Raw genomic sequence first — 25,504 nt, 5'->3', positions numbered from 1 at the left:
CGGGTCAGGCCTTGGCGAGCGCGGCGAAGCGGTCGAAATAGTCGGGGAACGTCTTGCCGACGCACTTCGGATCGTTGATCCGCACGGGCACGCCGCCCAGGCTGACGAGCGAGAAGCACATCGCCATCCGGTGATCGTCGTACGTATCGATCGCCGCATTCGGCGTGAGCTTTTCCGGCGGCGTGACGACGAGATAGTCGGGGCCTTCCTCGACGATCGCGCCGACCTTGCGGAGCTCGGTCGCCATCGCGGCGATGCGGTCCGTCTCCTTCACGCGCCAGCTCGCGATGTTGCGCAGCGTGCTCGTGCCGTTCGCGAACAGCGCCGCGACCGCGATGGTCATCGCCGCGTCGGGAATCAGGTTGAAGTCCATGTCGATCGGCTCCAGCTTGCCGTGATCGTGGCCGATGCCGCGCACGTCGATCCAGTCGTCGCCCATCGTCACGTTCGCGCCCATCTGCATCAGCGCGTTCGCGAAACCGACGTCGCCCTGGATGCTCGCGCGCCCCACGCCCTCGACCCGCAACGGGCCGCCGCCCAACGCGCCGGCCGCGAGAAAGTACGACGCGGACGACGCGTCGCCCTCGACCATGATCCGCCCCGGCGAGCGGTAGCGGACGCCGGCCGGCACGACGAAGCGCTGCCAGCCGTCGCGCTCGACGGTCACGCCGAAGCGCGCCATGAGCCGGATCGTGATGTCGATGTACGGCTTCGAGATCAGCTCGCCGTCGACTTCGACGACGGTCCTGCCCTCCTTCGCCTTCACGAGCGGCAGCGTCATCAGCAGCGCGGTGAGGAACTGGCTCGACACGTCGCCGCGCACGCGGATCGGCGCGTCGACCGAGATCGTCGCCGGCTTGATCCGCAGCGGCGGGTAGCCGTCGTTGAGCTCGTAGTCGATCTGCGCGCCGATCTGGCGCAAGCCGTCGACGAGATCGCCGATCGGCCGCTCGTGCATGCGCGGCACGCCGTGCACGCGGTAGTCGCCGCCGTTCACCGCGAGCGCGGCGGTCAGCGGCCGAACGGCCGTGCCCGCGTTGCCGAGGAACAGGTCGGCCGTCTTCGCGGTGAACGCGCCGCGCGTGCCGGTGACGACACAAGTGTCGCCGTCGCGCGCGAGCTTCACGCCGAGCTTGCCGAGCGCGTCGAGCATCACGCGCGTGTCGTCGGAGTCGAGCAGGTTGGTGATCGTCGTTTCGCCTTCGGCGAGCGCCGCGAGCAGCAGCACGCGGTTCGAAATGCTCTTCGAGCCGGGCAGGCGCACGGTGCCCGATGCGCTGGAGTATGGGCCGAGATCGAGATAGTCCATGGGAATCGTCCTGTTATTTCTTGACCGGTTCGGCAGCCGGCGTGCCGCCGCGTTCCTGCCATGCCTTGCGTGCGGCGCGCGAGCGCGTGAATACGGCTTCGAGCGCCGCGCCGTCGCCGGCGTCGATCGCCGCGCGCAACCGCGTGAGCACGCGCGTATAGCCGTCGAGCTCGTCGAGCAGCGCCGCGCGATTCGCGACGCACACGTCGCGCCACATTTCCGGGTTCGACGCCGCGATGCGCGTGAAATCGCGGAAACCGCCGGCCGCGTACGAGAATTTCAGTTCCGCGTCGGCTTCGCCGAGAATCTGCTCGACGAGCGCGAACGACAGCACGTGCGGCAGATGGCTGATCGACGCAAATACGCGATCATGCTGCTCGGTGCTCATCGTGCGCACGTCGGCGCCGGTCGCGCGCCACATCGCATCGATCCGCGCCACGGCTTCGGGCGCGTTCTCCGGCAACGGGCAAAGCACGACGTTGCGGCCGACGTAGAGATCCGGCAACGCGGCCTCGACACCGCTCGATTCGCGCCCCGCGATCGGATGACCCGGCACGAACTGCGCGATGCGCGCGCCGAGCGCTTCGCGCGCCGCCGCGACGACATCGGACTTGGTGCTGCCCGCATCGGTGACGATCGTCGCGCGGTCGAGCCACGGCGCGACGCGCGCGAGCAACGGGCCCGTCTGCGCGACGGGCGCGGCCAGCAGGACGAGATCGGCGCCGGCCAGCGCGTCGCGCAATTGCGCGTCGTCGTCGAGCGCCGCCGCACGGTCGATCACGCCGAGCGACAGCGCGCGCTCGACCGACGCCTGCGAACGACCCACGCCGACGATCTCGCCCGCGCTGCCCGGCGCGCGCTCGCGCAACGCGCGCGCGAGCGACCCGCCGATCAGGCCGACGCCGAAGATGACCAGTTTGTTGAATGCAAAGCCTGACACGACAAGAGCCAAGTTACGCGCGCGAAACGACGCCCCGCACGCGGAATTCCAGATTCCGGGCAGCGGGCCCGCATCCGGCGCAACCTGCACCGGATACCGCCCGAGCCCGCCTTCGGCAGCGCCGACCGGCCTGCCCTGCCCGCCCGGCCACCACGCCTGCACAAGCGGGCGCCGGGCCGCAGCGCGTCACCGTGCGCGCGGATACGAGCCGAGTATCTTCAGGAACGCGGCCTTCTGACCGAGTTCCGCGAGCGCGGCCGCCACCGCCGCATCGTCGCGGTGCCCTTCGATGTCGATGTAGAAGTAATACTCCCACGTGCCGACGCGGGCCGGACGCGATTCGAAGCGCGTCATCGACACGCCGTGCCGCGCGAGCGGTTCGAGCAGCTTGAACACGGCGCCCGGCTCGTTCTTCACCGACACGATCAGCGACGTCTGGTCGTGACCGCTTTGGCCGGCCGGCTGCTTGCCGACGATTACGAAGCGCGTGCGGTTGTGCGGGTCGTCCTGGATCAGCGAGAACGCGATCTGCAAACCGTAGTGCGCGGCCGCGCGGTCGCCCGCGATCGCGGCGACGGTCGGATCGGCCGCGGCGAGGCGCGCGGCCTCCGCGTTGCTCGCCACGGCTTGCCGCTCGAGCTGCGGCGCATTCGCCGCGAGCCACTGCTGGCATTGCGCGAGCGCCTGCGCATGTGCGCAGACACGTTTCACGCCGTCGAGCGTGCCGCTCTGCGTGAGCAGGTTGTGATGGATGGGCAGCGCGAGCTCGCCGCTGATCACCAGCTGGGTCTGCAGCAGCAGGTCGAGCGTGCGCGAGACGGCGCCTTCGGTCGAATTCTCGACCGGCGCGATGCCGAACGCGGACGCACCGGCCTCGACCGAGCGGAACACCTCGTCGATCGACGGGCACGGCAGCCCTTCGATCGACTGGCCGAAATACTCGAGCATCGCCTGCTCGCTATACGTGCCGACCGGCCCGAGGAACGCGACGTGGATCGTCTGCTCGAGCGCGCGGCTCGCCGCCATGATCTCGCGCCAGATGGCGCTGATGTGCTCGCTCGCGAGCGGCCCGGCGCTCATGTCCTGCAGCCGCGCGATCACCTGCAGCTCACGCTCCGGCCGGAACACCGGCGCGTTGAAATGCTTCTTGACCTCGCCCACCTCCAGCGCCACCGCGGCGCGCTGGTTCAGGAGCGCGATCAGCTGCGCGTCGATCGCGTCGATGCGGTCGCGCAGCGGTTTCAGGCGGGAATTCAGTTCGTCGTCCATGCGTTTTGCCGTGCTGTTTGAACAGCGCCGCCGTCAGGCGCCGCGCCGCTCGAAGTCCTTCATGTACTCGACGAGCGCCTTCACGCCCTCGAGCGGCACCGCGTTGTAGATCGACGCCCGCATGCCGCCGACGGACTTGTGGCCCTTCAGCTGCAGCAGCCCGCGCGCCTTTGCGCCGGCAAGGAAGTCTTCGTTGCGCGATTCGTCGGCCAGGAAAAACGGCACGTTCATGCGCGAACGTGCTGCCGGCTCGACCTTGTTCAGATAGAAACTGCTCGCGTCGATCGTGTCGTAGAGCAGCTTCGCCTTTTCGGTGTTGCGGGCCTCGATCGCTTCGAGGCCGCCCTGCCGCTTCAGCCACTGGAACACGAGGCCCGCGATGTAGATCGCGTAAGTGGGCGGCGTGTTGTACAGCGAGTTGTTCGCGGCGATGGTCTTCCATTCGAACGCGGACGGACAGATCGACAGCGCGCGATCGAGCAGATCCTCGCGCACGATCACGACCGTCACGCCGGCCATCCCGATGTTCTTCTGCGCGCCGCCGAACAGCACGCCGTATTTCGCGACGTCCATCGGGCGCGACAGGATGTGCGACGAGACATCCGCGACCAGCGGCACGTCGCCGAGATCGGGGATCTCGAACGTCTCGACGCCGTCGATCGTCTCGTTGGTGCACAGATGCACGTAGGCCGGATCGTCCGACAACTGCCATTCGGCGCGCGCGGGCGCACGCGTGAAGCCGTCCTCCGTCTTGCCGGTCGCGGCCAGATGCGGCGTGCAGAACTTCTTCGCCTCGCCGAACGATTTCTGCGACCACGAACCCGTCACGACGAAATCGGCCGTCTTGCGCGAGCCGAGAAGGTTCATCGGCACGATCGCGTTTTCCGCGATGCCGCCGCCCTGCAGGAACAGGATCCGGTGGCTCGCCGGCACGCCGAGCAGGTCGCGCAGATCGGTCAGCGCGGCCTCGTGGATCGACATGAATTCCTTGCCGCGATGGCTCATCTCCATCACGCTCATGCCGCTGCCGTGCCAGTCGAGCATTTCGTCGGCGGCTTGCCGCAGCACTTCCTCGGGCATCGCCGCCGGGCCGGCGGAGAAATTAAAGACGCGCATCGTGAAAACCTCGGGAAGGACGCGACCGGCTTGCCGCCGGCAAAACGCGCCAGAAAAGAAATGGCCGCTTGCGCTCGCGCGCAAACGGCCATTATCGCACTGTCGTCAGGCTCCCGCCAAACCCGGCCGAACAGCCGGGGGCGCGCCCGGACGGCTTACTTGCCCGGCTTGACTGCTGCGACTTCCTTGTCAGCCTGCGTACGCGTTGCCTGGATCGCTTGCGGCATGTACTTCTGCATCAGGCCGTTGACCACGTCGCGACCGACCTGATCCTGAACCTGGATGAACTTGCGGCCCGTCGGGCTCTTGTAGAACGTCGTCAGATCCTTGATCTCCGACGTGCTGTAGTACTTCGCGTACGCGTCGTACTGCGCCGACATCGCATCGCTCTGGAACTGCTGCGTGCCGAACACCTTGCCTGCGCCGTCGACCAGCTTCGGCACCGCGTTCTTCTGCAGCGTCGGAACGGCAGCCTGCTTCTGCTTGTCGTTCAGCGTCTTGTTTTCCGACAGCGCGTCCGACAGGATGGCCGGTACGAGCTGCTTCGCCTGCATTTCGGCGCTGTTGCCGATTGCCGACACGAGCTTCGGCGCGTCGATCGCGTCGAGCAGATCCTTGATCGCAGCCTTCTTGTCGGCGTCGATCGGCGCAGCTGCCGCCGGAGCAGCCGGTGCGGAATTCGACAGCGCCTGCGCCATCGCGAACGTCGGCACCAGTGCAGCCAGCAGAACCAGTTGCTTGAATTGCTTTTGCATCATCACTCCCTTTTGGAAATATGAATGGTTGCTCGCCGGCCGCGGCGCTTTTCGCCCGCGGCGGCCAGAGTCTCATCCGTTCTTCAGGCTTCGCCGTCCGACGCCTCGTCGGCTTCGCCCTCTCCCTCTTCGGCCTCCGCGATCTGCTGCAGGCCAGAGAGCTTGGTACCCTCATCGAGACTGATGAGTGTAACACCTTGCGTGGCGCGCCCCATCTCGCGTATCTCGGAAACACGGGTGCGAATCAACACGCCGGCCGTCGTGATCAGCATGATCTGATCCTCGGCGTCGACGAGCGTCGCGGCCACGACCTTGCCGTTGCGCTCGGACGTCTGGATCGCGATCATACCCTTCGTGCCGCGGCCATGGCGCGTGTACTCGGTGATCGGCGTGCGCTTGCCGTAGCCGTTTTCGGTCGCGGTGAGCACGGTCTGCTCCTCGCTGCCGGCAACCAGCATCGCGATGACCTGCTGCCCGTCCTCGAGCTGCATGCCGCGCACGCCGCGCGCCTCGCGCCCCATCGGACGCACGTCGTTCTCGTCGAAACGCACGGCCTTGCCGGCGTCGGAGAACAGCATCACGTCGTGCGCGCCGTCGGTGATCGACGCACCGATCAGGTAGTCGCCGTCGTCGAGGCCGACCGCGATGATGCCCTTCTTCATCGGGCGGCTGAATGCCTCGAGCGGCGTCTTCTTCACGGTGCCGAGCGACGTCGCCATGAAGATGAACTTGTCGGCCGAGAATTCCTTGACCGGCAGCACGACGTTGATCTTCTCGCCTTCCTGCAGCGGGAACATGTTGACGATCGGACGGCCGCGCGAGTTGCGCGAGCCCTGCGGCACTTCATAGACCTTGACCCAGTACACGCGGCCGCGGTTCGAGAAGCACAGGATGTAATCGTGCGTGTTCGCGATGAACAGCGTCTCGATCCAGTCGTCTTCCTTCATCTGCGTCGCCTGCTTGCCGCGACCGCCGCGCTTCTGCGCGCGGTACTCGGACAGCGGCTGCGACTTCACGTAGCCCGCGTGCGACATCGTGACGACCATGTCCTGCGGCGTGATCAGATCCTCGGTGTTCAGCTCGGTCGCGTTCAGCTCGATCCTCGAGCGGCGCGCGTCGCCGAATTCGGCCTTCACCGAGGTCAGCTCGTCGCCGATCATCGTCGTGATCCGCTCGGGGCGCGCGAGGATGTCCAGCAGGTCGGCGATCTGCGCCATCACGTCGCGGTACTCGCCGATGATCTTGTCCTGCTCGAGGCCGGTCAGGCGCTGCAGACGCATCTGCAGGATTTCCTGCGCCTGCGTGTCGGACAGGCGGTACAGCCCGTCGCCCTGCATCCCGAACGCCGGGTTCAGGCCTTCCGGACGGTACGCGGAACGGCCGCCGGCCGCCGCGTTCTCGCTCTCGGCGCGCGTCAGCATCTCGCGCACGAGCGACGAATCCCACGGCTTCGCCATCAGCTCCTGCTTCGCGATCGGCGGCGTCGGCGCGGCCTTGATGATCGCGATGAATTCGTCGATGTTCGCAAGCGCGACCGCGAGACCTTCGAGCACGTGGCCGCGTTCGCGGGCCTTGCGCAGTTCGTAGATCGTGCGGCGCGTCAGCACTTCGCGCCGGTGCGACAGGAAGCACTGCAGGATTTCCTTCAGGTTCAGCAGCTTCGGCTGGCCGTCGACGAGCGCGACCATGTTCATGCCGAACGTGTCCTGCAGCTGCGTCGCCTTGTACAGGTTGTTCAGCACCACTTCGGGCACTTCGCCGCGCTTGAGCTCGATCACGACGCGCATGCCGCTCTTGTCGGACTCGTCGCGGATGTCGGAGATGCCCTCGAGCTTCTTCTCGTTGACGAGCTCGGCGATCCGCTCGAGCAGCGAGCGCTTGTTCACCTGGTACGGCAGCTCGTCGACGATGATCGCCATCCGCTGGCCGCGGTCGATCTCCTCGAAGTGCGTGGCCGCGCGCATCACGACGCGGCCGCGCCCGGTGCGGTAGCCGTCGCGCACGCCGGCGACGCCGTAGATGATGCCGGCCGTCGGGAAGTCCGGCGCCGGGATGATCTCGATCAGCTCGTCGATCGTCGCGTCCGGGTTGCCCAGCAGGTGCTGGCACGCGTCGACGACTTCGTTCAGGTTGTGCGGCGGGATGTTGGTCGCCATGCCGACCGCGATGCCCGACGAGCCGTTGATCAGCAGGTTCGGGATGCGCGACGGCAGGACCGACGGCTGCATTTCGTTGCCGTCGTAGTTCGGCTCGAAATCGACCGTTTCCTTGTCGATGTCGGCGAGCAGTTCGTGACCGATCTTCGCCATGCGAATTTCGGTGTAGCGCATCGCCGCGGCATTGTCGCCGTCGATCGAGCCGAAGTTGCCCTGCCCGTCGATCAGCATGTAGCGCAGCGAGAAGTCCTGCGCCATCCGCACGATCGTGTCGTAGACCGCGGTATCGCCGTGAGGGTGGTATTTACCGATCACGTCACCGACGATACGCGCCGACTTCTTGTACGCGCGGTTCCAGTCGTTGTTCAGTTCGTGCATCGCGAACAGCACGCGCCGATGCACGGGCTTCAGGCCATCGCGGACATCCGGGAGGGCACGTCCGACGATCACGCTCATCGCGTAATCGAGATACGAACGGCGCATTTCCTCCTCTAGGGAGGTGGGCAGGGTCTCTTTGGCGAATTGATCCATGTATCCGTATCGTTTCGGAGCGAAGACGGCGAACGCCTTTCGCGTGGGCGCTGCATGCGCAACGCAACGCGAGATTCTAACATGCGCCCATCAGCCGCCAATTCGCCTCCCCCTCTATATATAGATAGCGAAAATCGCGGCGGCGGCAAGCCGGACGCAACCGCGCGCCCGGCTCGGACCCGACATCGCGGACGACTGCGCGGCGCGCGTTTCATGCGCACGCGTAAACAACCGCACGCCGGCGCGCAACCTCACGCGCTCTTGACAATTTCTAAAAGTTGCGGCAGGCCGGTGTTGCGCATGCACCACAAAGTTGAAGCGATCTTGGGGTGGGGAGGATTTTTTTTCGTAGGAAGGGAACGATATGGCAAAATGCCAACGCACTGAAAGTTAGACGCTGCTCGAAGTCTACCTACAAGGAGCGGCGCCGCATTTTTGTGCCGCACCAATGTTATACTTCGAGCAATGTATGACTTGTCACCGTCAACAGGCTCGCAGTAAACCTGCGGTAATCTCAATTTCGAGAGGAGAAATATGAATAAACTTTCAAAGCTCGCGTTCATTGCAGCTACCGCAGTTATGGCTGCATCCGCTTCGGCACAATCGGTGCCGGCGTCGCGTCAGGCCGTCAATGACAACTGGGTGAACGGCACGGGCGAATGGGTGTGGATGAACGGCACGAACGAGCTCTGCTGGCGCGATGCGTTCTGGACGCCGGCCACCGCCAACGCCAAGTGCGATGGCGCACTGGTCGCCCAGGCACCGCAGCCGCCGGTCGCTCCGGTCGCTCCGGTCATCTCGAGCCAGAAGATCACGTATCAAGCCGACGCACTGTTCGACTTCGACAAGGCAACGCTGAAGCCGCTGGGCAAGCAGAAGCTGGACGAACTGGCTTCGAAGATCCAAGGCATGAACACGGAAGTGGTCGTTGCAACGGGCTACACGGACCGCATCGGTTCGGACAAGTACAACGACCGCCTGTCGCTGCGCCGTGCTCAAGCCGTGAAGTCGTACCTGGTCAGCAAGGGTGTGCCGGCCAACAAGATCTACACGGAAGGCAAGGGCAAGCGCAACCCGGTTACGACTGGCTGCAACCAGAAGAACCGCAAGCAACTCATCGCCTGCCTCGCACCGGACCGCCGCGTGGAAGTCGAAGTGGTTGGTACGCAGCAAGTGGAAAAGACGACCGTTCCGGCAAACTAAGCCGCGGCTCTCGACTGCTTCAAAGCCCCGCTCCGGCGGGGCTTTTTCATTGACGCCCGTCCAGGCGCTCGCTGGCCTCGTCGTTCGCCCGCTTATATACTCGGGGCTGACGCACCGAAGCACCGCCCTCCTCTCGTAGCCCGTTTGCCGACATGACCAACGCCGATCCGCACGAACTCCAGAAATTCAGCGACCTCGCCCATCGGTGGTGGGATCCGAATGCCGAATTCAAACCGCTGCACGACCTGAACCCGGTCCGGCTCGGCTGGATCGATGCCCATGCGCATCTGGCCGGCAAGCGCGCGCTCGACATCGGCTGCGGCGGCGGCATCCTGTCCGAATCGATGGCCGGGCTCGGCGCCCAGGTGAAAGGCATCGATCTGTCGACCGAAGCGCTGGGCGTGGCCGACCTGCACAGCCTCGAAAGCGGCATTTCGGTCGAATACGAGGCGATCGCCGCCGAAGCGATCGCCGCGCGCGAACCCGGCACCTACGACGTCGTCACGTGCATGGAGATGCTCGAGCACGTGCCGTCGCCCGGCGACATCGTGGCCGCGTGCGCGACGCTCGTGAAGCCGGGCGGCTGGGTGTTCTTCTCGACGCTCAACCGCAACCTGAAGTCCTACCTGTTCGCCGTGATCGGCGCGGAGTACATCGCGCAAATGCTGCCGAAGGGCACGCACGACTATGCGCGCTTCATCCGCCCGTCGGAACTGGCCGGCTTCGTGCGCGCGACGGATCTGCACATCGTCGAGATCAAGGGCATCACCTATCACCCGATCGGCAAGCGCTTCGCGCTGTCGAACGACACCGACATCAACTACCTCGTCGCGTGCCGCCGCGGCGCGTGACCCTCCGAACGGCATGACGACTCCCCTTTCGACCGCGCGGATCGCAGACGAACCGCGCCTGCTGCACTGCGATGCGGTCCTGTTCGACCTGGACGGCACGCTCGCCGACACGGCGCCCGATCTCGCGGCAGCCGTCAACATGATGCAGCGCGCGCGCGGCCTGCCCGAAACGCCGCTCGACGTGTTGCGGCCGCTGGCGTCCGCCGGCGCGCGGGGCCTGTTGGGCGGCGCGTTCGGCATCGATCCGCACACGCCCGGCTACGAAGCGATGCGCGACGAGTTCCTGATCAATTACGCAACGGATATCTGCGTACATACCACGCTGTTTCCCGGCATCGGCGACGTGCTCGACGAACTCGATGCGCGCGGCGTGCGCTGGGGCATCGTCACGAACAAGGCGATGCGCCTCACGGCGCCGCTCGCCGACCTGCTCGGCCTGTCGTCGCGCGCGGCCTGCATCGTCGGGGGCGACACAACGCCGCACTCGAAGCCGCACCCGGCTCCGCTGCTGCATGCGGCAGCGCAGATGGCGCTCGCGCCCGAGCGCATCGTCTATGTCGGCGACGATCTTCGCGACATTCAGGCCGGAAGCGCCGCCGGCATGGCGACGGTCGCCGCCGCGTACGGCTACTGCGGCGACGGCGCGGCGCCGGCTGACTGGCAAGCGCAGCATCTCGTCGGTTCGACGCAGGAACTGCGGCACCTGCTGCGCGATGTTGGGCTATAATGATCGATCTTATCCGCGGGGGCGACCTGGTTTCGACAGGGGTTGTGAAGCGGCTAGGGCATGTCGAGGACCCGTCACCTCGTTAATCAATGGGAAAATCGTAACTGCAAACGACGATACGTTCGCACTGGCAGCCTAAGGGCCGCCGTCCTCTGCCTAGTTCACTGACGGGCTAGTGTCGCAAGACCGGTAGCAATACCGCCAGAGGTCATTTACGTCAGTTAAGCCCTGTCGGCGTCGCGACGCCAGGGTCGAAAACTTAGCGAATCGCCGTAGTGCAGCGTGTTCGTCCGCGTCGCTGCGGTTAAATCAAAAGACCGAACTAAACATGTAGAACTAGTCGTGGAGCGCTTCTGGACGCGGGTTCGATTCCCGCCGCCTCCACCAAATTCCGCGCTCGTCGCACGAACCCCGCATGACGCCAGTCTGCGGGGTTTTTTGTTGCCGGCGACACGCACGCCGACTCCTTCCGAAAAAGCGCCCAGCCCCGGACGGGCCGCGCGGAATGCCACCGGTGCTCCGGCGGCAGGAGGCGACGGATGTTCTGGCGCGGTCGCCCCATCAGCGATTGCGCCGCGCAGCGGCCGGCCCGCTGGTCAGGGTTTGGGCACGACTCGGGCCCCGACCGTGACCGGCGACGCGGGGCTCAACTGCCGCGATACAGCGACTTCATTTCGTCCGCGCTGGCCGGGCGCACGCCCATTGCGCGCGAACCCGACGCCGATGCGCCCTGTGCCTGCGCACCGTAGCCGCTGGCGTCGGCGCCTTGAGCTTGAGCCAGGGCGCTGCGCTGCTGCTCCGCGACACGCGCGGTTGCGGCCTGGATCGCTTCCGGATAATGCGGATCTTCGCCGCGGGCGGAGTTGTAACCGGCCTGCTGCAGTTGAACCAGTTCGGCACGGACCTGCGCACGGGTGATCGTCGAGCCCGACTGGGCGAACGACGCAACCGGGGCAACGAGAGCGGCAGCAACGACAACGGCTTGAACGAACGACTTCATGATGACCTACCTCCAGATTTGTCTGATTCGGCGGTGAACACCCTTGATCAGCGCCGACAAACCGAAGTTTATGTAGGTGGATGCTTAAGAATAAGGCAGGTTTCAGGAAGACATCCTTCCTGATTTACGGGTTAACCCTAGGCTCCTGTCCGAAAGGTGATGCGGGCAAATCGCCGTTTCGTCTCCCGCGTTGCATGAAGGGCCGCGGAAAAGCACGAGCCCCGAAAAGCGCAGGCTTTGCGGGGCTCGAACAAAGCAAGATTGGGTGGAGCGCGGGTAGCAGGTCTGTCGGTTGATCGATCCGTGACGCAGAAGACAGCACCCCACTTGGGCACAGGCCAACTGCCTGCGCGCTACCGGGCATCCATCGGGCACTTCAGGTTGCAGCCGTTCGGGTCGCCCAGGTCGCCCTTGCGGCGCAACGCCGACTTCTTGCCGGTCTGGTATTTGTCCGACGGCGCAGATGCCGCGAACGGCATCTGCGGATGTTCGTTCAGTCGGAACTGTTCGCTCAGGATGCCGCCGGGCACGCCCGGGGAATTCTGCGCGAACGCAAACGGCGAAGCGACGACCAGCAACCCCGCGGTCAACGCTGCCGCGGCAAGGGGAACGGGAAATTTCATGGCGGGATGACGCCTGAACGGCGTGCTTGTTGGAACGTTGATCAAGCGGCAAGCGTAGCGCAAATCCCCCGCTGCTGCAGCGCGGTTCGATCGCGTCCTCGTTACCGGGAATTGCCGTCCGGCACGCTCGTGCCGTCGCCGCCGGCCAGCCCGGTCGCGATGCGCTCCAGCGCGCCGCACGCAGCCGGATCGTAGCCGTCGAGATGCGCGACGCGTTCGACGAAGCGTGCGTCGCGCAGCAGCGCCAGCACATCGGCGAGCGGCCGCACATCGAGCCGCGCGCGTTCGCATGCGAAGTAATAGTCTTCGTCGACGATCGGGATGAAGTCGAGCCCGAAGTGACGGGCGGCCGGCTCGACGCCGAAGCCGAGATCGGCCATGCCGCTCGCGACGAACGCCGCGATCGCCGAATGCGTGAGTTCGGCCGACGCATAGCCGTCGATGCGCTCCGGATCGATGCCGATCGCGCGCAGCGCGAGATCCAGCAGCATGCGCGTGCCCGACCCCGGCTGGCGGTTGACGAAGCGAATGTCGTCACGCGCGAGATCCGCCAGCCCGCGCACCTGCTTGGGGTTGCCGCGCGGCACGAACAGCCCCTGCTGGCGGCGTGTCAGGTGGATCAACACGTGGCGCGCGTCGTCGAGCCACGGCCGGTAGATCTGCGCGCACTGCGCGCGAAACGCGCCGCGCGGCAAATGGAAACCGGCGAGGTCGCATTCGCCGCGGGCGAGCGCCTGCACGGCCTCGACGCTCTCGCGATACTTGATGTCGACGGCCGCCTGCGCATCGACGAGCGCGGAAACGAGCGTCGCGACCGCATAACCGTGCGACGCATGGATGCGCACGGCGCCGTCGCGCTGCGCGAGCCGCCGGTTCAGGTCGCTGGCCACCTCGGCCGCCAGCATGCGCAGGTTCCCGTCGAGGCGACTATGCGCCAGACGCTGCGCATCGACGACCGCCCGGCCGAGCGCCGACAACGTCGAACCCTTGCCGCGCGCGGTTTCGATCAATTCCCCGCCGATGCACGATTCCAGCGCGCGTAGCATGCCCCACGCGTGCCGGTACGACAGTCCCTTGGCTTGCGCGGCCTGCGCGATGCTGCCCGTATCGGCCACGAGTTCCAGCAGCGGAGCGACGTCCGACAGACTGGCCGACCGGCCTTCCGTGTCGCGTACGGTCAGATACGCGTCGCATTCGACCCGAATCAATTATGCACTCCGATTTCCTATTGCGACCGCGAAATCTTCCGCTTATCGTGGGTGAAAATCAATCAGAACGAAGTCGCGATGCGCACTATATGAATTTCGAGCGCATATGAGGCTTTGGAGGAGCAAAACCGATGTCCCCGAATTCCCCTGCGCCCGACGTGCTCGTCGAGCGCCATGCGCGCGCCGGCCGCTCGCTCGTCGCGATCCTGCATGCGATCCAGGACGACGCGGGCTACGTGCCGGCGGGCTGCGTCGCGCCGCTGGCCAAGGTGCTGAACCTGTCGCGCGCGGAAGTGCATGGCGTCCTGACCTACTACCACCATTTCCGCACCGCGCCGCCCGCCCGCGTGACGATCCAGATGTGCCGCGCCGAAGCGTGCCGCAGCATGGGCTGCGAGGCGCTCGCCGCCCACGCGCAAGCCCGCACGGGCTGCCGGTTCGACGCCAAGCACGGCGATGCCGCCGCGGCCCGTACGCCGGACGACGTCGCGCTCGAGTCGGTCTACTGCCTCGGACTGTGCGCGCAATCGCCGTCGATGACGGTCAACGGGGTGCTCCACGCCAAGGTCACGCCGGAGAAGTTCGACGCGCTGCTGGCCGACGCGGTGGCCCACGCGCAGGAGGCGGCATGACGACCCGCATCTACGTTCCGCGCGATTCGTCCGCGCTGGCGCTCGGCGCCGACGCGCTCGCCGCCGCGATCTCGGCCGAGGCCGAACGGCGCGGGGTCGCCATCGAGGTGGTCCGCAACGGGTCACGCGGGCTGCTGTGGCTCGAACCGCTCGTCGAGGTCGGGACGGCCGCGGGCCGCGTCGGCTATGCCAACATGTCGGCCGCCGACGTGCCCGCCCTGTTCGACGCCGGCTGGCTCGACGGCGGCGCGCACCCGAACGGCGTCGGCCTCGTCGACGCGCTGCCCTACCTCGCCCGCCAGCAGCGGCTCACGTTCGCACGGATCGGCCTGACCGATCCGCTGTCGATCGACGACTATCTGCAACACGAGGGGCTTGCCGGCCTGAAGAACGCGCTGGCGCTCGACGGCGACACCGCATGCGAAACGCTGATCGAGTCGGGGCTGCGCGGCCGCGGCGGCGCGGCGTTCCCGGCCGGCATCAAGTGGCGTACCGTGCGGCAGGCGCGCGCCGCGCAGAAATACATCGTCTGCAACGCGGACGAAGGCGATTCGGGCACGTTCTCCGACCGCCTGCTGATGGAATGCGACCCGTACTGCCTGATCGAAGGGATGATCATCGCGGGCGTCGCCACCGGCGCGACGGTCGGCTACATCTACGTGCGCAGCGAATACCCGCACGCGATCGCCACGCTCGAAGCGGCAATCGTCCGCGCGCGTGAAGCCGGCTGGCTCGGCGAGCACGTGCTCGGCTCCGCGCACGCGTTCGAGCTGCACGTCGCGAAAGGCGCGGGCTCGTACGTATGCGGCGAGGAAACGGCGCTGCTCGAATCGCTCGAGGGCAAGCGCGGCGTCGTGCGCGCGAAGCCGCCGCTGCCCGCGCTCGCCGGCCTGTTCGGCCAGCCGACGGTCATCAACAACGTGATCACGCTCGCGACGGCGCCCGTGATCTTCGCGCGCGGCGCCGCGTTCTATCGCGACTACGGGATGGGCCGCTCGCGCGGCACGCTGCCGTTCCAGCTCGCAGGCAACATCCGTCACGGCGGTCTCGTCGAGCTCGCGTTCGGCGTCACGCTGCGCGAACTGCTGTTCGACTTCGGCGGCGGCACGGCCAGTGGCCGGCCGGCACGCGCCGCGCAGGTCGGCGGCCCGCTCGGCACCTACCTGCCCGACCACCAGTGGGACGTGCCGCTCGACTACGAGGCGTACGCGGCGATCGGCGCGGTCGTCGGCCACGGCGGCATCGTGCTGCACGACGACACGTCGAATCTCGCCGAGCTGGCCGAGTATGCGATGAAGTTCTGCGCGATCGAATCGTGCGGCAAGTGCACGCCGTGCCGGATCGGCTCGACGCGCGGTGTCGAGACGATCGCGCGGATCCGCCACGGCGATACGTCGGAGCGGCAGGTCACGCTGTTGCGCGACCTGTGCGACACGATGCTGGCCGGTTCGCTATGCGCGATGGGCGGCATGACGCCGTACCCGGTGCTGTCCGCACTCGACCATTTCCCCGAAGATTTCGGGCTCGCTGCCGGCAAGGATGCCGCGTCGGGCCCGGTCAAGGCCGCGGCCTGACCCAGAAGGAGCCCTGCATGTCACTCGACACGAACAACGTCCGCCAAGGCGGCTGCGGCTCGGGCCAATGCGCGTGCAAGAGCGCGGCACAGGCGCGCGCCCGCGACCCGTTCGACGATACCGATTACGGCACGCCGCAACGGCATGCCGACACCGACGTCACGCTCGAAATCGACGGCCAGCCGGTCACGGTGCCGGCCGGCACGTCGGTGATGCGCGCGGCGATCGAAGCCGGCGTCAACGTCCCGAAGCTCTGCGCGACCGATTCGCTCGAACCGTTCGGCTCGTGCCGGCTGTGCCTCGTCGAGATCGAGGGCCGGCGCGGCTATCCGGCGTCGTGCACGACGCCCGCCGAAGCCGGCATGAAGGTGCGCACGCAGTCGGACCGGCTGCAGTCGCTGCGCCGCAACGTGATGGAGCTGTACATCTCCGACCACCCGCTCGACTGCCTCACGTGCCCGGCCAACGGCGACTGCGAGCTGCAGGACATGGCGGGCGTGGTCGGCCTGCGCGAGGTGCGCTACGGCTTCGACGGCGCGAATCACCTGAAGGACACGAAGGACGAGTCGAATCCGTACTTCACGTACGACCCGTCGAAGTGCATCGTCTGCAACCGCTGCGTGCGCGCGTGCGAGGAAACGCAGGGCACGTTCGCACTGACGATCGCCGCGCGCGGCTTCGAGTCGCGCGTCGCCGCGGGCGAAAGCGAATCGTTCATGGCGTCGGAATGCGTGTCGTGCGGCGCGTGCGTCGCCGCCTGCCCGACGGCCACGCTGCAGGAAAAATCCGTCGTGCAGCTGGGGCAGGCCGAACACTCGGTCGTCACGACCTGTGCGTATTGCGGCGTCGGCTGCTCGTTCAAGGCCGAGATGAAGGGCACGCAGGTCGTGCGCATGACGCCGCACAAGAACGGTCTCGCGAACGAAGGCCACGCGTGCGTGAAGGGACGCTTCGCGTGGGGCTATGCGACGCACAAGGACCGCATCACGAAGCCGATGATCCGCGAGAAGATCACCGACCCGTGGCGCGAAGTGAGTTGGGAAGAGGCGCTCACGTACGCGGCGACGCAATTCCGCAAGCTGCAGCAGAAGTACGGCCGCGATTCGATCGGCGGCATCACGTCGTCGCGCTGCACGAACGAGGAAACCTATCTCGTGCAGAAACTCGTGCGCGCCGCGTTCGGCAACAACAACGTCGATACCTGCGCACGCGTGTGCCACTCGCCGACCGGCTATGGCCTCAAGACGACGCTCGGCGAATCGGCCGGCACGCAGACGTTCGCCTCGGTCGGCCAGGCCGACGTGATCGTCGTGATGGGCGCGAACCCGACCGACGGCCATCCGGTGTTCGGCTCGCGGCTGAAGCGGCGCGTGCGCGAAGGCGCGAAGCTGATCGTGATCGATCCGCGCCGCATCGACGTCGTCGACGGCCCGCACGTGAAGGCCACGCACCACCTGCAGTTGCGCCCCGGCACCAACGTCGCGATCGTCAATGCGCTGGCGCACGTGATCGTCACCGAAGGGCTGGTGGCCGAGGCCTTCGTCGCCGAGCGCTGCGACACGCGCGCGTTCGAGCAATGGCGCGACTTCGTCGCGCAGCCCGACAATTCGCCCGAGGCGACCGCGGACGTGACGGGCGTGCCGGCCGAGCGGGTGCGCGAGGCCGCACGCCTCTACGCGACGGGCGGCAACGCCGCGATCTATTACGGCCTGGGCGTGACCGAACACGCGCAGGGCTCGACGACGGTGATGGGCATCGCGAACCTCGCGATGGCGACCGGCAACGTCGGCCGCGAAGGCGTCGGCGTCAATCCGCTGCGCGGCCAGAACAACGTGCAGGGTTCATGCGACATGGGCTCGTTCCCGCACGAGCTGCCCGGCTACCGGCACATCGGCGACGAGGTCGTGCGCACGCAGTTCGAACAGGCGTGGTCGGCCACGCTGCAGCCGGAGCCGGGGCTGCGCATCCCGAACATGTTCGACGCGGCGCTCGACGGCAGCTTCAAGGGGCTCTACTGCCAGGGCGAGGACATCGTCCAGTCGGATCCGAACACGCAGCACGTGGCGGCCGCGCTGTCGGCGATGGAATGCATCGTCGTGCAGGACATCTTCCTGAACGAAACCGCGAAATACGCGCACGTGCTGCTGCCGGGCTCGACGTTCCTCGAGAAGGACGGCACGTTCACGAACGCGGAGCGCCGGATCTCGCGCGTGCGCAAGGTGATGCCGCCGCTCGCGGGCTACGCGGACTGGGAAGTCACGCTGCTGCTGTCGCAGGCGCTCGGCTACGACATGCACTACGCGCATCCGTCGGAAATCATGGACGAGATCGCGCGGCTCACGCCGACTTTCTCGGGGGTATCGTACGAGAAGCTCGACGCACTCGGCAGCATCCAGTGGCCGTGCAACGAACACGCGCCGGAAGGCACGCCGACGATGCACATCGACACGTTCGTGCGCGGCAAGGGCCGGTTCGTGATCACCAAGTTCATTCCGACGCCGGAGAAGGTCACGCAGCGCTATCCGCTGATCCTGACGACGGGCCGCATCCTGTCGCAATACAACGTGGGCGCGCAGACGCGCCGCACCGAAAACGTCCGGTGGCATGAAGAGGATCGCCTCGAGATCCATCCGCACGACGCGCAGGATCGGGGGATCCGCACCGGCGACTGGGTCGGCATCGAGTCGCGCGCGGGGCAGACGGTGCTGCGCGCGCTCGTGACGGAGCGCATGCAGCCGGGCGTCGTGTACACCACGTTCCACTTCCCCGAATCGGGCGCGAACGTGATCACGACGGACAGCTCCGACTGGGCGACGAACTGCCCCGAATACAAGGTGACGGCCGTGCAGGTGTTGCCGGTTGCGCAACCGTCCGACTGGCAGCGTGCCTATGCGCGCTTCAACTCGGAGCAGCTCGACCTGCTCGAGCGCCGCGCGGCCGCGCCGGCCGCCGTGACGACAGGCAAGTGAGGCAGCAATGGACAACGACCACCTGATCGACATGGCCAACCAGATCGGCGCATTCTTCGAATCGATGCCCGATCGCGACGAAGCGCTGGCCGGCATCGCCGAGCATATCCGGCGCTTCTGGGAGCCGCGCATGCGCCGAGCGCTGCTCGCCGCGCTCGACGATCCGTCGAACGCGGCCGGGCAACGCGCGACGCCGATCGTGCGCGACGCGATCGCCGCGCACCGCGCGTCGCTCGTCCCTGCCGCGGCGCCCGCCTGACCGCGCGGCTACGCGGACACCGACATGCCCGCGAACCAGTTCTCGCAGTGGCGCAGCAGCGCATTGGCGTCGGTCGCCGTACGCCCGCGCGCGGCAACATAGCCGTCCGGCCGCAGCAGATAGAACGACGGCCGCGAGCGGCCGTATTCCTGCGCGAGCCCCGCCGCCCCGTCGCCTTCGGCATCGGCGACACGCCACACGCGGACCGCTTCCGGCATGATGCGTTCGAGCCCCTGCACGAGCCCCCGCGCATCGGCCGGGATCGGCGGCACCTCGCCGGCGTCGGTATCCACCGGCTCCTCCAGCAGCAACAGCGTGAAGCTCGCCGGATCGTGAAGGTCGTATAGCCGCGCCGTGCCGGGCGCACGACCGAGCGGCCCGTCGAGCACGTGCACGAGCGCATCGGGCGCGCGCTCGCCCGCGCGCGGGCCGCCGTCGAGCACGCGCTCGAGCGTGAGCGGACTCTTCCGGTACTGCACGCCGAGCTCGCTCACCGTGCGCCGCAGCGCGTCGCGCATCGGCCCGAACGACGCCAGCAGCGGCACGACGTGATCGCGCAGCAGCTTCATCGCGCCGCGCTCGGCTTCGACGACCTGCGTGACGAAACCGGTCTGCCGCAGCACGTCGCGCTCGATCGGATGGCGCTCCGCGTGATACGTGTCGAGCAACCGCTCGGGTGCGCCTGCGCCGAGGACGCGCGCGAGCTTCCAGCCCAGGTTGAACGCCTCCTGGATGCCGGTGTTCATGCCCTGCGCGCCGGCCGGGCTGTGGACGTGCGCGGCGTCGCCCGCGAAGAACACGCGGCCATGACGCAGCCGGTCGACCATCCGGCTGTGCAGGTGGAAATAGGACGACCACGCGAGATCGCTCGGCGAGATCGAGGCGCCGACGCGCGCGCGGATGATCGCGTCGCATTCCTCGAGCGACGGCGCCGGCGCGCCGGGCGACGCGTCGCTGCCGGGCGGCCGGTCCGCCACGAGCCGATAACGGCCGCTCCCCATCGGAAACAGCCCCGCGATACCTTCGGGCGTCGTGAACAGGCGGATCTCTTCGTCCGGCCAGTCGGGTATCGCCGCGAAATCGGCCAGCAGGAAAGTCTGTTCGAATGCATGCCCGGCAAAGCCCAGGCCGAGCAGATGCCTGACCGTGCTGTGCGCGCCGTCGGCCGCGATCACGTACGACGGCGCGAACGACTCGTCGCGGCCATCTGCGCGGCGCAGCGTCACGTCGAGCGACGTGCCGCCCGCGTCGCACGCGGTCAGCGCGGTACCGCGTTCGACGGTCACGCCCATCCCGGCCAGATGCTCGGCGAGCAGCCGCTCGGTGATGCTCTGGTCGAGAAACATCAGATACGGATAGCGCGTTTGCAGCGGATCGAAATCGAGCCGCGCGATCACGCGGCCGTCGGCATGCAGCTCGGCCGCATGCGCGCGATGGCCGAGCGCGAGAAACGGTTCGACCGCGCGATGCTGCTCCAGCAGCTCGAGCGTGCGCGCCTGGATGCCGATCGCACGCGAAAACGGCGCGGGCGCGGCCAGGCGATCGATGATGCGCACCGGCACGCGGGCACGCGCCAGGCTCATCGCGGCGGCAAGGCCGGTCGGCCCCGCGCCGACGATCAGCACGGGTGGGATATCGGACAGTGTGTCAGCCATGGAAACCTCGATGACACGCGACTCTGCAAGTCTACGCCGCTCCGCGTGACGGGGCCATATGCCGACCGGCCGATACGCGGCCCTACCCCGCGGTGTGGGAAAATACGCGCTTTCCGCCAGTTTTCGCGTCATGGATTCCGCATTCGACCGGGCGTACGCCGCACACCGCGCGGGCCGCCTCGCCGAGGCCGAGCACGGCTATCGCCACGCGCTCGCCTCCAACCCCGCCGACGCCGACGCGCTGCACCTGTTCGGCGTGCTGCGGCACCAGCAGGGCCAGCACGCCGAGGCCGCCGATCTCGTCGGCCGGGCCGTCGCGCTGCGCCCCAACGATGCCGCACTGCAGCTCAATCTCGGCAACGCGCTGAAAGCGCTCGGCCGGCTCGACGAAGCGATCGACCGCTTTCGCAATGCGCTGACGCTCGCGCCCGAATTTCCGCTCGCTCACTACAACCTCGGCAATGCGTATGCGGCGCTGCAGCGTCACGACGATGCGATCGACGCCTTCGGCCGCGCGCTGCGGCTCACGCCGGACGACGCGTCGATCCACAACAATCTCGGTAACGCGCTGAACGCGCTCGGCCGCCACGACGACGCGCTCGCCGCGTTCGGTCGCGCGCTCGAGCTCCGGCCCGGGCATGCGGGCGCGCACAACAATCTCGGGATGGCGCTGAACGCGATGGGGCGCGCCGACGATGCGATCGCGCACTTCCAGGCCGCGATCGCCGCGCAGCCACGTTTCGTCGCCGCGCATTTCAATCTCGGCAACACGTTCGATGCGCTCGGCCGGCATGCCGAGGCGGCGGCCGCGTTCGAAGCCGCGCTCGCACTGCACCCACCGTTTCCGCTCGCGCTGTTCGGGCTCGCGAACGCGCTCTGCGCGCAGGCGCGCCACCGCGACGCACTGCCCTACTACGAGCGCGCCGTCGGGCTCGATCCGTCGTTCGGGCTCGCGTGGCTGAATCTCGGCAACGCGCATCACGCGCTCGGCGCGCACGAGATGGCGCTGCGCGCATTCGACCAGGCGCTGCGTGTCGCGCCCGATCTCACGCTCGCGCGGCTGCATCGCGCGGTCACGCTGCTGACGCTGCGCGACTTCACGCGCGGCCTGCCCGCCTACGAAGCGCGCCACGAAACGCCCGGCGCGACGCCGCTCGGCGCGCTGCCGCGCTGGCAGGGCGAGCCGATTGCGTCGCGCACGCTGCTGATCCGCGCGGAACAGGGATTCGGCGACACGCTGCAGTTCGTCCGCTTCGTGCCGCTCGCCCGCGCACGCTGCGCGCGCGTCGTACTCGAAGTCCAGCCGGAACTCGTCGCGCTGCTGACGCCGGCCGCGTCGCGCTGGCGCGTGACGCTCGTCGCCCAGGGCGCCGCGAAGCCGCCTGCCGCGGATGTCGCATGCACGCTGATGAGCCTGCCGTTCGTGCTCGGGCTTCAGCCGGAGGACATCGTCGGCGCGCGCTACCTCCACGCGCCCGACGGCGCCCGCCGGCGCTTTCGCGGCTCGCTCGGCGGGCAGTCGAAGCGCAAGTTCGGCCTGGCATGGTCGGGGCGCCGACAGGCACAGGAAAACCGCTCGATGCCGTTCGACGCGCTCGCGCCGCTGCTCGCACTGCCGGACATCGACTGGATCGTGCTGCAGCCCGCGCTCGACGACGACGAGCGGACGCGCATCGACGTGCATCCGCGCATGCATCGTCTCGACGGCCGGCTGAACGACTTCGGCGATACGGCCGCGCTGATCGAGCGCCTCGACGGCGTCGTCACGATCGACACGGCGGTCGCGCACCTCGCGGGCGCGCTCGGCAAGCCGCTCTGGGTCATGCTGCCGTTCGCGGCCGACTGGCGCTGGTTCACCGGCGACGATTGCCCGTGGTATCCGCAGGCCAGGATCGCCCGCCAGCCTGCGCCGGGCGCATGGCTCGACGTGGCGGCCACGGTGGCCGACATGCTGCGCGAGGCATGATCGCAAACGAAACAGGGAGCGCATCGCGCTCCCTGTTTCGATGAGATGCGCGGCCCGGCGCCGCGCGACATGCGGGTGGCCGTCAGGCCGACTTGTACTGATCGCGCGCGTCGGGTGTGCGGTACAGCACGAGCGTCGCGATCAAGCCGCAGATCGCGGCCACGCTCAACCACAGCCCCGGCGCCGCCTTGTTGCCCGTCTCGTGGATCAGCAGCGTCGAGATCGCCGGCGTGAAGCCGCCGATCGTCGTGGCCAGGCTGTACGCGAGCGAGAAGCCGGCCGTGCGCACGTCGGCCGGCATCACTTCGGTCAGCGCGACGACCATCGCCCCGTTGTACGACGCATACAGGAACGACAGCCACAGCTCGACCGCGAGCAGCCGCAGGAACGACGGATCGCCGACGAGCCACAGCACCGCCGGGTAAGCCGTCAGCAGCGTCAGCACGGTGAACGCGATCAATACCGGACGGCGGCCGACGCGGTCGGACAGCGCGCCGGACAATGGCAGCCACACGAGGTTCGAGATACCGATGCAGACTGTCACGACGAGCGCATCGAGCGACGACAGGTGCAGCACTTCCTTGCCGAAGGTCGGCGTGTAGGCGGTGATCATGTAGAACGACACCGTCGTCATGATCACCATCCCCATGCCGGCCACCACGATACCCCAGTTGTCGAGCATCGAGCGCATGATCTCGCCCATCGTCGGGCGGTGACGCTTCGCCAGGAATTCGTCGGTTTCCTTCAGCGAGCGGCGGATCAGGAACAGGAACGGCACGATCAGGCAGCCGATCAGGAACGGAATGCGCCAGCCCCACGCGGTCATTTCCTCGACCGGCAGCGCGCGGTTCAGCACGACGCCGACGAACGCGGCGAACACGACGGCCACCTGCTGGCTACCCGACTGCCACGACGTATAGAACCCCTTGTGGCCCTTCGTCGCGATCTCCGACAGGTACACCGACACGCCGCCCAGCTCGACGCCCGCCGAGAAGCCCTGCAACAGCCGGCCGAGCAGCACGAGCACCGGCGCGAGCACGCCGATCGTCGCATAGCCGGGTATCGCGGCCACCGTGAGCGTGCCGATCGCCATCAGCCCGAGCGTCAGGATCAACCCCTTGCGGCGGCCGTGATGGTCGATGTATGCGCCGAGCACGATCGCGCCGACCGGCCGCATCAGGAAGCCCGCGCCGAATACCGACAGCGACAGCATCAGCGACGCGAACGCGTTGCCGCTCGGAAAGTACGTTTTCGCGATGGCCGACGCGTAATACCCGTAGACCATGAAGTCGTACATTTCGAGGAAGTTGCCGCTGACGACGCGGAAGACGGTGCGGACTTTCGATTCCTGCGCGATGGCAGGCGATGCTGTGGACATGTTTTCTCGCTAAGCTCGGATGGCGCGAATACCGCGCCGCATGAAACCGACGATGCGCGGCGCGCAGCGTTGGCACGCGCACACGGGCATCGCTGCCCGCCGGCGGCGCGGCACGTAACGGCGCGCCGCCAGCAAGATTCGCGCATCATGCCACGTCAAGCCGACATTTGCCTTGTGGTGCCCCATCACGGCCGTCACGGCGTCCGCCTCGTACAAGTCGCCCCGAAACGGGCACAAGAATCAGATCGATCTGATCGACCGGCCCGCGCCGGCTGACCACAATGGCAAGATTTGCGACGACGTTTCCGCGCCGCGTCGGCACGGGCCTGTGTCGCACGGCGTACCGCTCTCATGACCCCATCGCCCCTCGTCCCGGTCGAAGGCGCGCTCGCCCGCCCTCGCGCCACTCCGCTCGATCACGTCCCGCCGTTCGGCCGCGAATGGCGGTTCCTCGGTGCGTCCGGCGCACGGCCCGGCAGCCACTGCCTCGCGACACTGACGACATCCTGCATCGATATCGACCGGCCGCACAGCGCGTGCCGATGGCAGCCGCTGCCGGTGGCGGCGGCACTGCCCGCTTCGGCCGGATTGCCTGTCACGCCGGCGGCTGGCGCCGGTCGGTACTTGCGCCGTTCCGCGCGCCCGCCTCGCGATCGGCGCGCGCGATACGCCGTCTGCTGGAGCATCGGCGCGCTCGGCATCATCGCCTGGCTGATCGGCGCGCACGAGCCACCTGCGGATTCCGTTCCCGCATACGCGATTCAAGCCGCCGGCGGCGCACCCGCTCACATCGCGACATCGACCGACACCACACATGTCGCCGCGGCTGCACCGGTCACGTCGACGAACGCCATGCCGCAACCCAAGGTAGCGACGGCTGGCGCGCATACGATGGTCTCGCCGCCAGCCACGCACCGCGTCGCGCGCGGCCCCGCATCGCTTCACCCGCAAGCAACGCCCGACGTGCGGCATGCCGCTCCTGCCTCGCCACGTCCGGCAGCCGGCCAGCGCACGACGGAAGCGCCGCCCCGCACACCGGCCGTGCCACGGCTGGCTGCGCATCCGCCGATTCAGCACGACGCCACCAACACCGGCACGCGCGTTCGGCGCGCCCCACCGCCGCACGAGGCAGACACGCGTGTCACGCGCGACGCGCTCGACGCGCTCGACGAGCCTGCCACGTTGATCGCCATGGCGAACGCGCTGCGCGCCACGCAGCCGGCCCGCCCGACGCACCCGCGCGCGGCCGGTTCCGACTGGACGTCGCAACTGTCGCACCGCCGCGTGACCGACGTGCCGGACGCGTTCGCGCATTGATGCCCGCGCAATAAAAAACCCGGCGAAGATCGCTTCGCCGGGTTTTCGCTCGTCTCGCTCCGTCCG

Annotated in this window: 20 protein-coding genes and 1 other RNA gene; 10 read left to right on the top strand and 11 right to left on the bottom strand. The window is 67.7% G+C overall.

The window, feature by feature from the left end; genetic code table 11:
* Window positions 1–4 precede the first annotated feature (4 nt).
* From aroA to gyrA, 6 genes are all read right to left on the bottom strand, one after another.
* A complete protein-coding gene (aroA, locus tag CFB35_RS04905; protein WP_059638209.1) occupies window positions 5–1,309 on the bottom strand; it encodes a 3-phosphoshikimate 1-carboxyvinyltransferase in 1,305 nt (434 codons plus the stop codon).
* A 13-nt stretch (window positions 1,310–1,322) separates the two neighbouring features.
* Entirely contained in the window at window positions 1,323–2,249 is a 927-nt protein-coding gene (locus CFB35_RS04900) for a prephenate dehydrogenase/arogenate dehydrogenase family protein (protein WP_059574067.1), read from the bottom strand.
* Window positions 2,250–2,435: 186 nt separating this feature from the next.
* Window positions 2,436–3,518 (bottom strand): prephenate dehydratase, encoded by a 1,083-nt coding sequence (gene pheA, locus CFB35_RS04895; protein WP_034206715.1) that lies wholly within the window; start codon window positions 3,516–3,518, stop codon window positions 2,436–2,438.
* A gap of 33 nt (window positions 3,519–3,551) precedes the next feature.
* The gene (serC, locus tag CFB35_RS04890) at window positions 3,552–4,634 is read right to left on the bottom strand and encodes a 3-phosphoserine/phosphohydroxythreonine transaminase (protein WP_059574068.1); all 1,083 of its coding nucleotides are present in this window, start codon (window positions 4,632–4,634) and stop codon (window positions 3,552–3,554) included.
* A gap of 155 nt (window positions 4,635–4,789) precedes the next feature.
* Window positions 4,790–5,389 carry a DUF2059 domain-containing protein gene (locus CFB35_RS04885; RefSeq protein ID WP_006486966.1) on the bottom strand — a complete coding sequence of 200 codons (600 nt, stop codon included), beginning with the start codon at window positions 5,387–5,389 and terminating at the stop codon, window positions 4,790–4,792.
* An 83-nt stretch (window positions 5,390–5,472) separates the two neighbouring features.
* The gene (gene gyrA / locus CFB35_RS04880) at window positions 5,473–8,076 is read right to left on the bottom strand and encodes a DNA gyrase subunit A (protein ID WP_059574069.1); all 2,604 of its coding nucleotides are present in this window, start codon (window positions 8,074–8,076) and stop codon (window positions 5,473–5,475) included.
* A 534-nt stretch (window positions 8,077–8,610) separates the two neighbouring features.
* Here gyrA and ompA point away from each other — a divergent pair.
* From ompA to ssrA, 4 genes are all read left to right on the top strand, one after another.
* A complete protein-coding gene (gene ompA, locus CFB35_RS04875) occupies window positions 8,611–9,279 on the top strand; it encodes an outer membrane protein OmpA (RefSeq protein WP_059574070.1) in 669 nt (222 codons plus the stop codon).
* Window positions 9,280–9,431: 152 nt separating this feature from the next.
* On the top strand, window positions 9,432–10,130 hold the full coding sequence (gene ubiG, locus CFB35_RS04870; RefSeq protein ID WP_023475819.1) for a bifunctional 2-polyprenyl-6-hydroxyphenol methylase/3-demethylubiquinol 3-O-methyltransferase UbiG: 699 nt from the start codon (window positions 9,432–9,434) through the stop codon (window positions 10,128–10,130).
* Window positions 10,131–10,143: 13 nt separating this feature from the next.
* On the top strand, window positions 10,144–10,857 hold the full coding sequence (gene gph, locus CFB35_RS04865; RefSeq protein ID WP_059574071.1) for a phosphoglycolate phosphatase: 714 nt from the start codon (window positions 10,144–10,146) through the stop codon (window positions 10,855–10,857).
* Between the two features lie 17 nt (window positions 10,858–10,874).
* Window positions 10,875–11,244: a transfer-messenger RNA gene (ssrA, locus tag CFB35_RS04860) on the top strand.
* A 259-nt stretch (window positions 11,245–11,503) separates the two neighbouring features.
* On the opposite strand, the gene CFB35_RS04855 is transcribed toward ssrA, so the two are convergent.
* From CFB35_RS04855 to CFB35_RS04845, 3 genes are all read right to left on the bottom strand, one after another.
* The gene (locus tag CFB35_RS04855) at window positions 11,504–11,857 is read right to left on the bottom strand and encodes a DUF4148 domain-containing protein (RefSeq protein ID WP_059574072.1); all 354 of its coding nucleotides are present in this window, start codon (window positions 11,855–11,857) and stop codon (window positions 11,504–11,506) included.
* A gap of 353 nt (window positions 11,858–12,210) precedes the next feature.
* Window positions 12,211–12,480, bottom strand: a complete 270-nt coding sequence (locus CFB35_RS04850; RefSeq protein ID WP_059574073.1) for a hypothetical protein — start codon at window positions 12,478–12,480, stop codon at window positions 12,211–12,213.
* 101 nt (window positions 12,481–12,581) lie between these two features.
* Entirely contained in the window at window positions 12,582–13,688 is a 1,107-nt protein-coding gene (locus CFB35_RS04845) for a substrate-binding domain-containing protein (RefSeq protein WP_089464626.1), read from the bottom strand.
* Between the two features lie 131 nt (window positions 13,689–13,819).
* On the opposite strand from CFB35_RS04845, the gene CFB35_RS04840 reads away from it, so the two are divergent.
* Genes CFB35_RS04840 through CFB35_RS04825 form a run of 4 tightly spaced genes read left to right on the top strand, consistent with a single transcriptional unit; the run spans window position 13,820 to window position 19,122 of the window.
* The gene (locus tag CFB35_RS04840; RefSeq protein WP_059574075.1) at window positions 13,820–14,320 is read left to right on the top strand and encodes an NAD(P)H-dependent oxidoreductase subunit E; all 501 of its coding nucleotides are present in this window, start codon (window positions 13,820–13,822) and stop codon (window positions 14,318–14,320) included.
* The gene (locus CFB35_RS04835; protein WP_089464625.1) at window positions 14,317–15,894 is read left to right on the top strand and encodes an NADH-quinone oxidoreductase subunit NuoF; all 1,578 of its coding nucleotides are present in this window, start codon (window positions 14,317–14,319) and stop codon (window positions 15,892–15,894) included. Before CFB35_RS04840 ends, CFB35_RS04835 begins: the two co-directional genes overlap by 4 nt.
* A 17-nt stretch (window positions 15,895–15,911) precedes the next feature.
* On the top strand, window positions 15,912–18,863 hold the full coding sequence (fdhF, locus tag CFB35_RS04830) for a formate dehydrogenase subunit alpha (RefSeq protein ID WP_089464624.1): 2,952 nt from the start codon (window positions 15,912–15,914) through the stop codon (window positions 18,861–18,863).
* Window positions 18,864–18,870: 7 nt separating this feature from the next.
* On the top strand, window positions 18,871–19,122 hold the full coding sequence (locus CFB35_RS04825; RefSeq protein ID WP_059574078.1) for a formate dehydrogenase subunit delta: 252 nt from the start codon (window positions 18,871–18,873) through the stop codon (window positions 19,120–19,122).
* 8 nt (window positions 19,123–19,130) lie between these two features.
* On the opposite strand, the gene CFB35_RS04820 is transcribed toward CFB35_RS04825, so the two are convergent.
* A complete protein-coding gene (locus tag CFB35_RS04820) occupies window positions 19,131–20,777 on the bottom strand; it encodes an FAD-dependent monooxygenase (RefSeq protein WP_089464623.1) in 1,647 nt (548 codons plus the stop codon).
* A 58-nt stretch (window positions 20,778–20,835) separates the two neighbouring features.
* Between CFB35_RS04820 and CFB35_RS04815 the strand changes: the two genes are divergently transcribed.
* On the top strand, window positions 20,836–22,743 hold the full coding sequence (locus CFB35_RS04815; RefSeq protein ID WP_089464622.1) for a tetratricopeptide repeat protein: 1,908 nt from the start codon (window positions 20,836–20,838) through the stop codon (window positions 22,741–22,743).
* A gap of 82 nt (window positions 22,744–22,825) precedes the next feature.
* Here the strand turns inward: CFB35_RS04815 and CFB35_RS04810 are convergent, their stop codons facing one another.
* Window positions 22,826–24,121 (bottom strand): MFS transporter, encoded by a 1,296-nt coding sequence (locus CFB35_RS04810; protein WP_059574081.1) that lies wholly within the window; start codon window positions 24,119–24,121, stop codon window positions 22,826–22,828.
* Between the two features lie 291 nt (window positions 24,122–24,412).
* Here CFB35_RS04810 and CFB35_RS04800 point away from each other — a divergent pair, with 291 nt between their 5' ends.
* Entirely contained in the window at window positions 24,413–25,438 is a 1,026-nt protein-coding gene (locus CFB35_RS04800; protein ID WP_306427093.1) for a hypothetical protein, read from the top strand.
* Window positions 25,439–25,504: the final 66 nt, after the last annotated feature.

The organism is Burkholderia sp. AU16482 (assembly GCF_002223285.1).
Lineage (GTDB): Bacteria > Pseudomonadota > Gammaproteobacteria > Burkholderiales > Burkholderiaceae > Burkholderia > Burkholderia semiarida.
The sequence above is the reverse complement of the archived record's forward strand: the minus strand, read 5'-3'. Positions and strand labels throughout refer to the sequence as shown.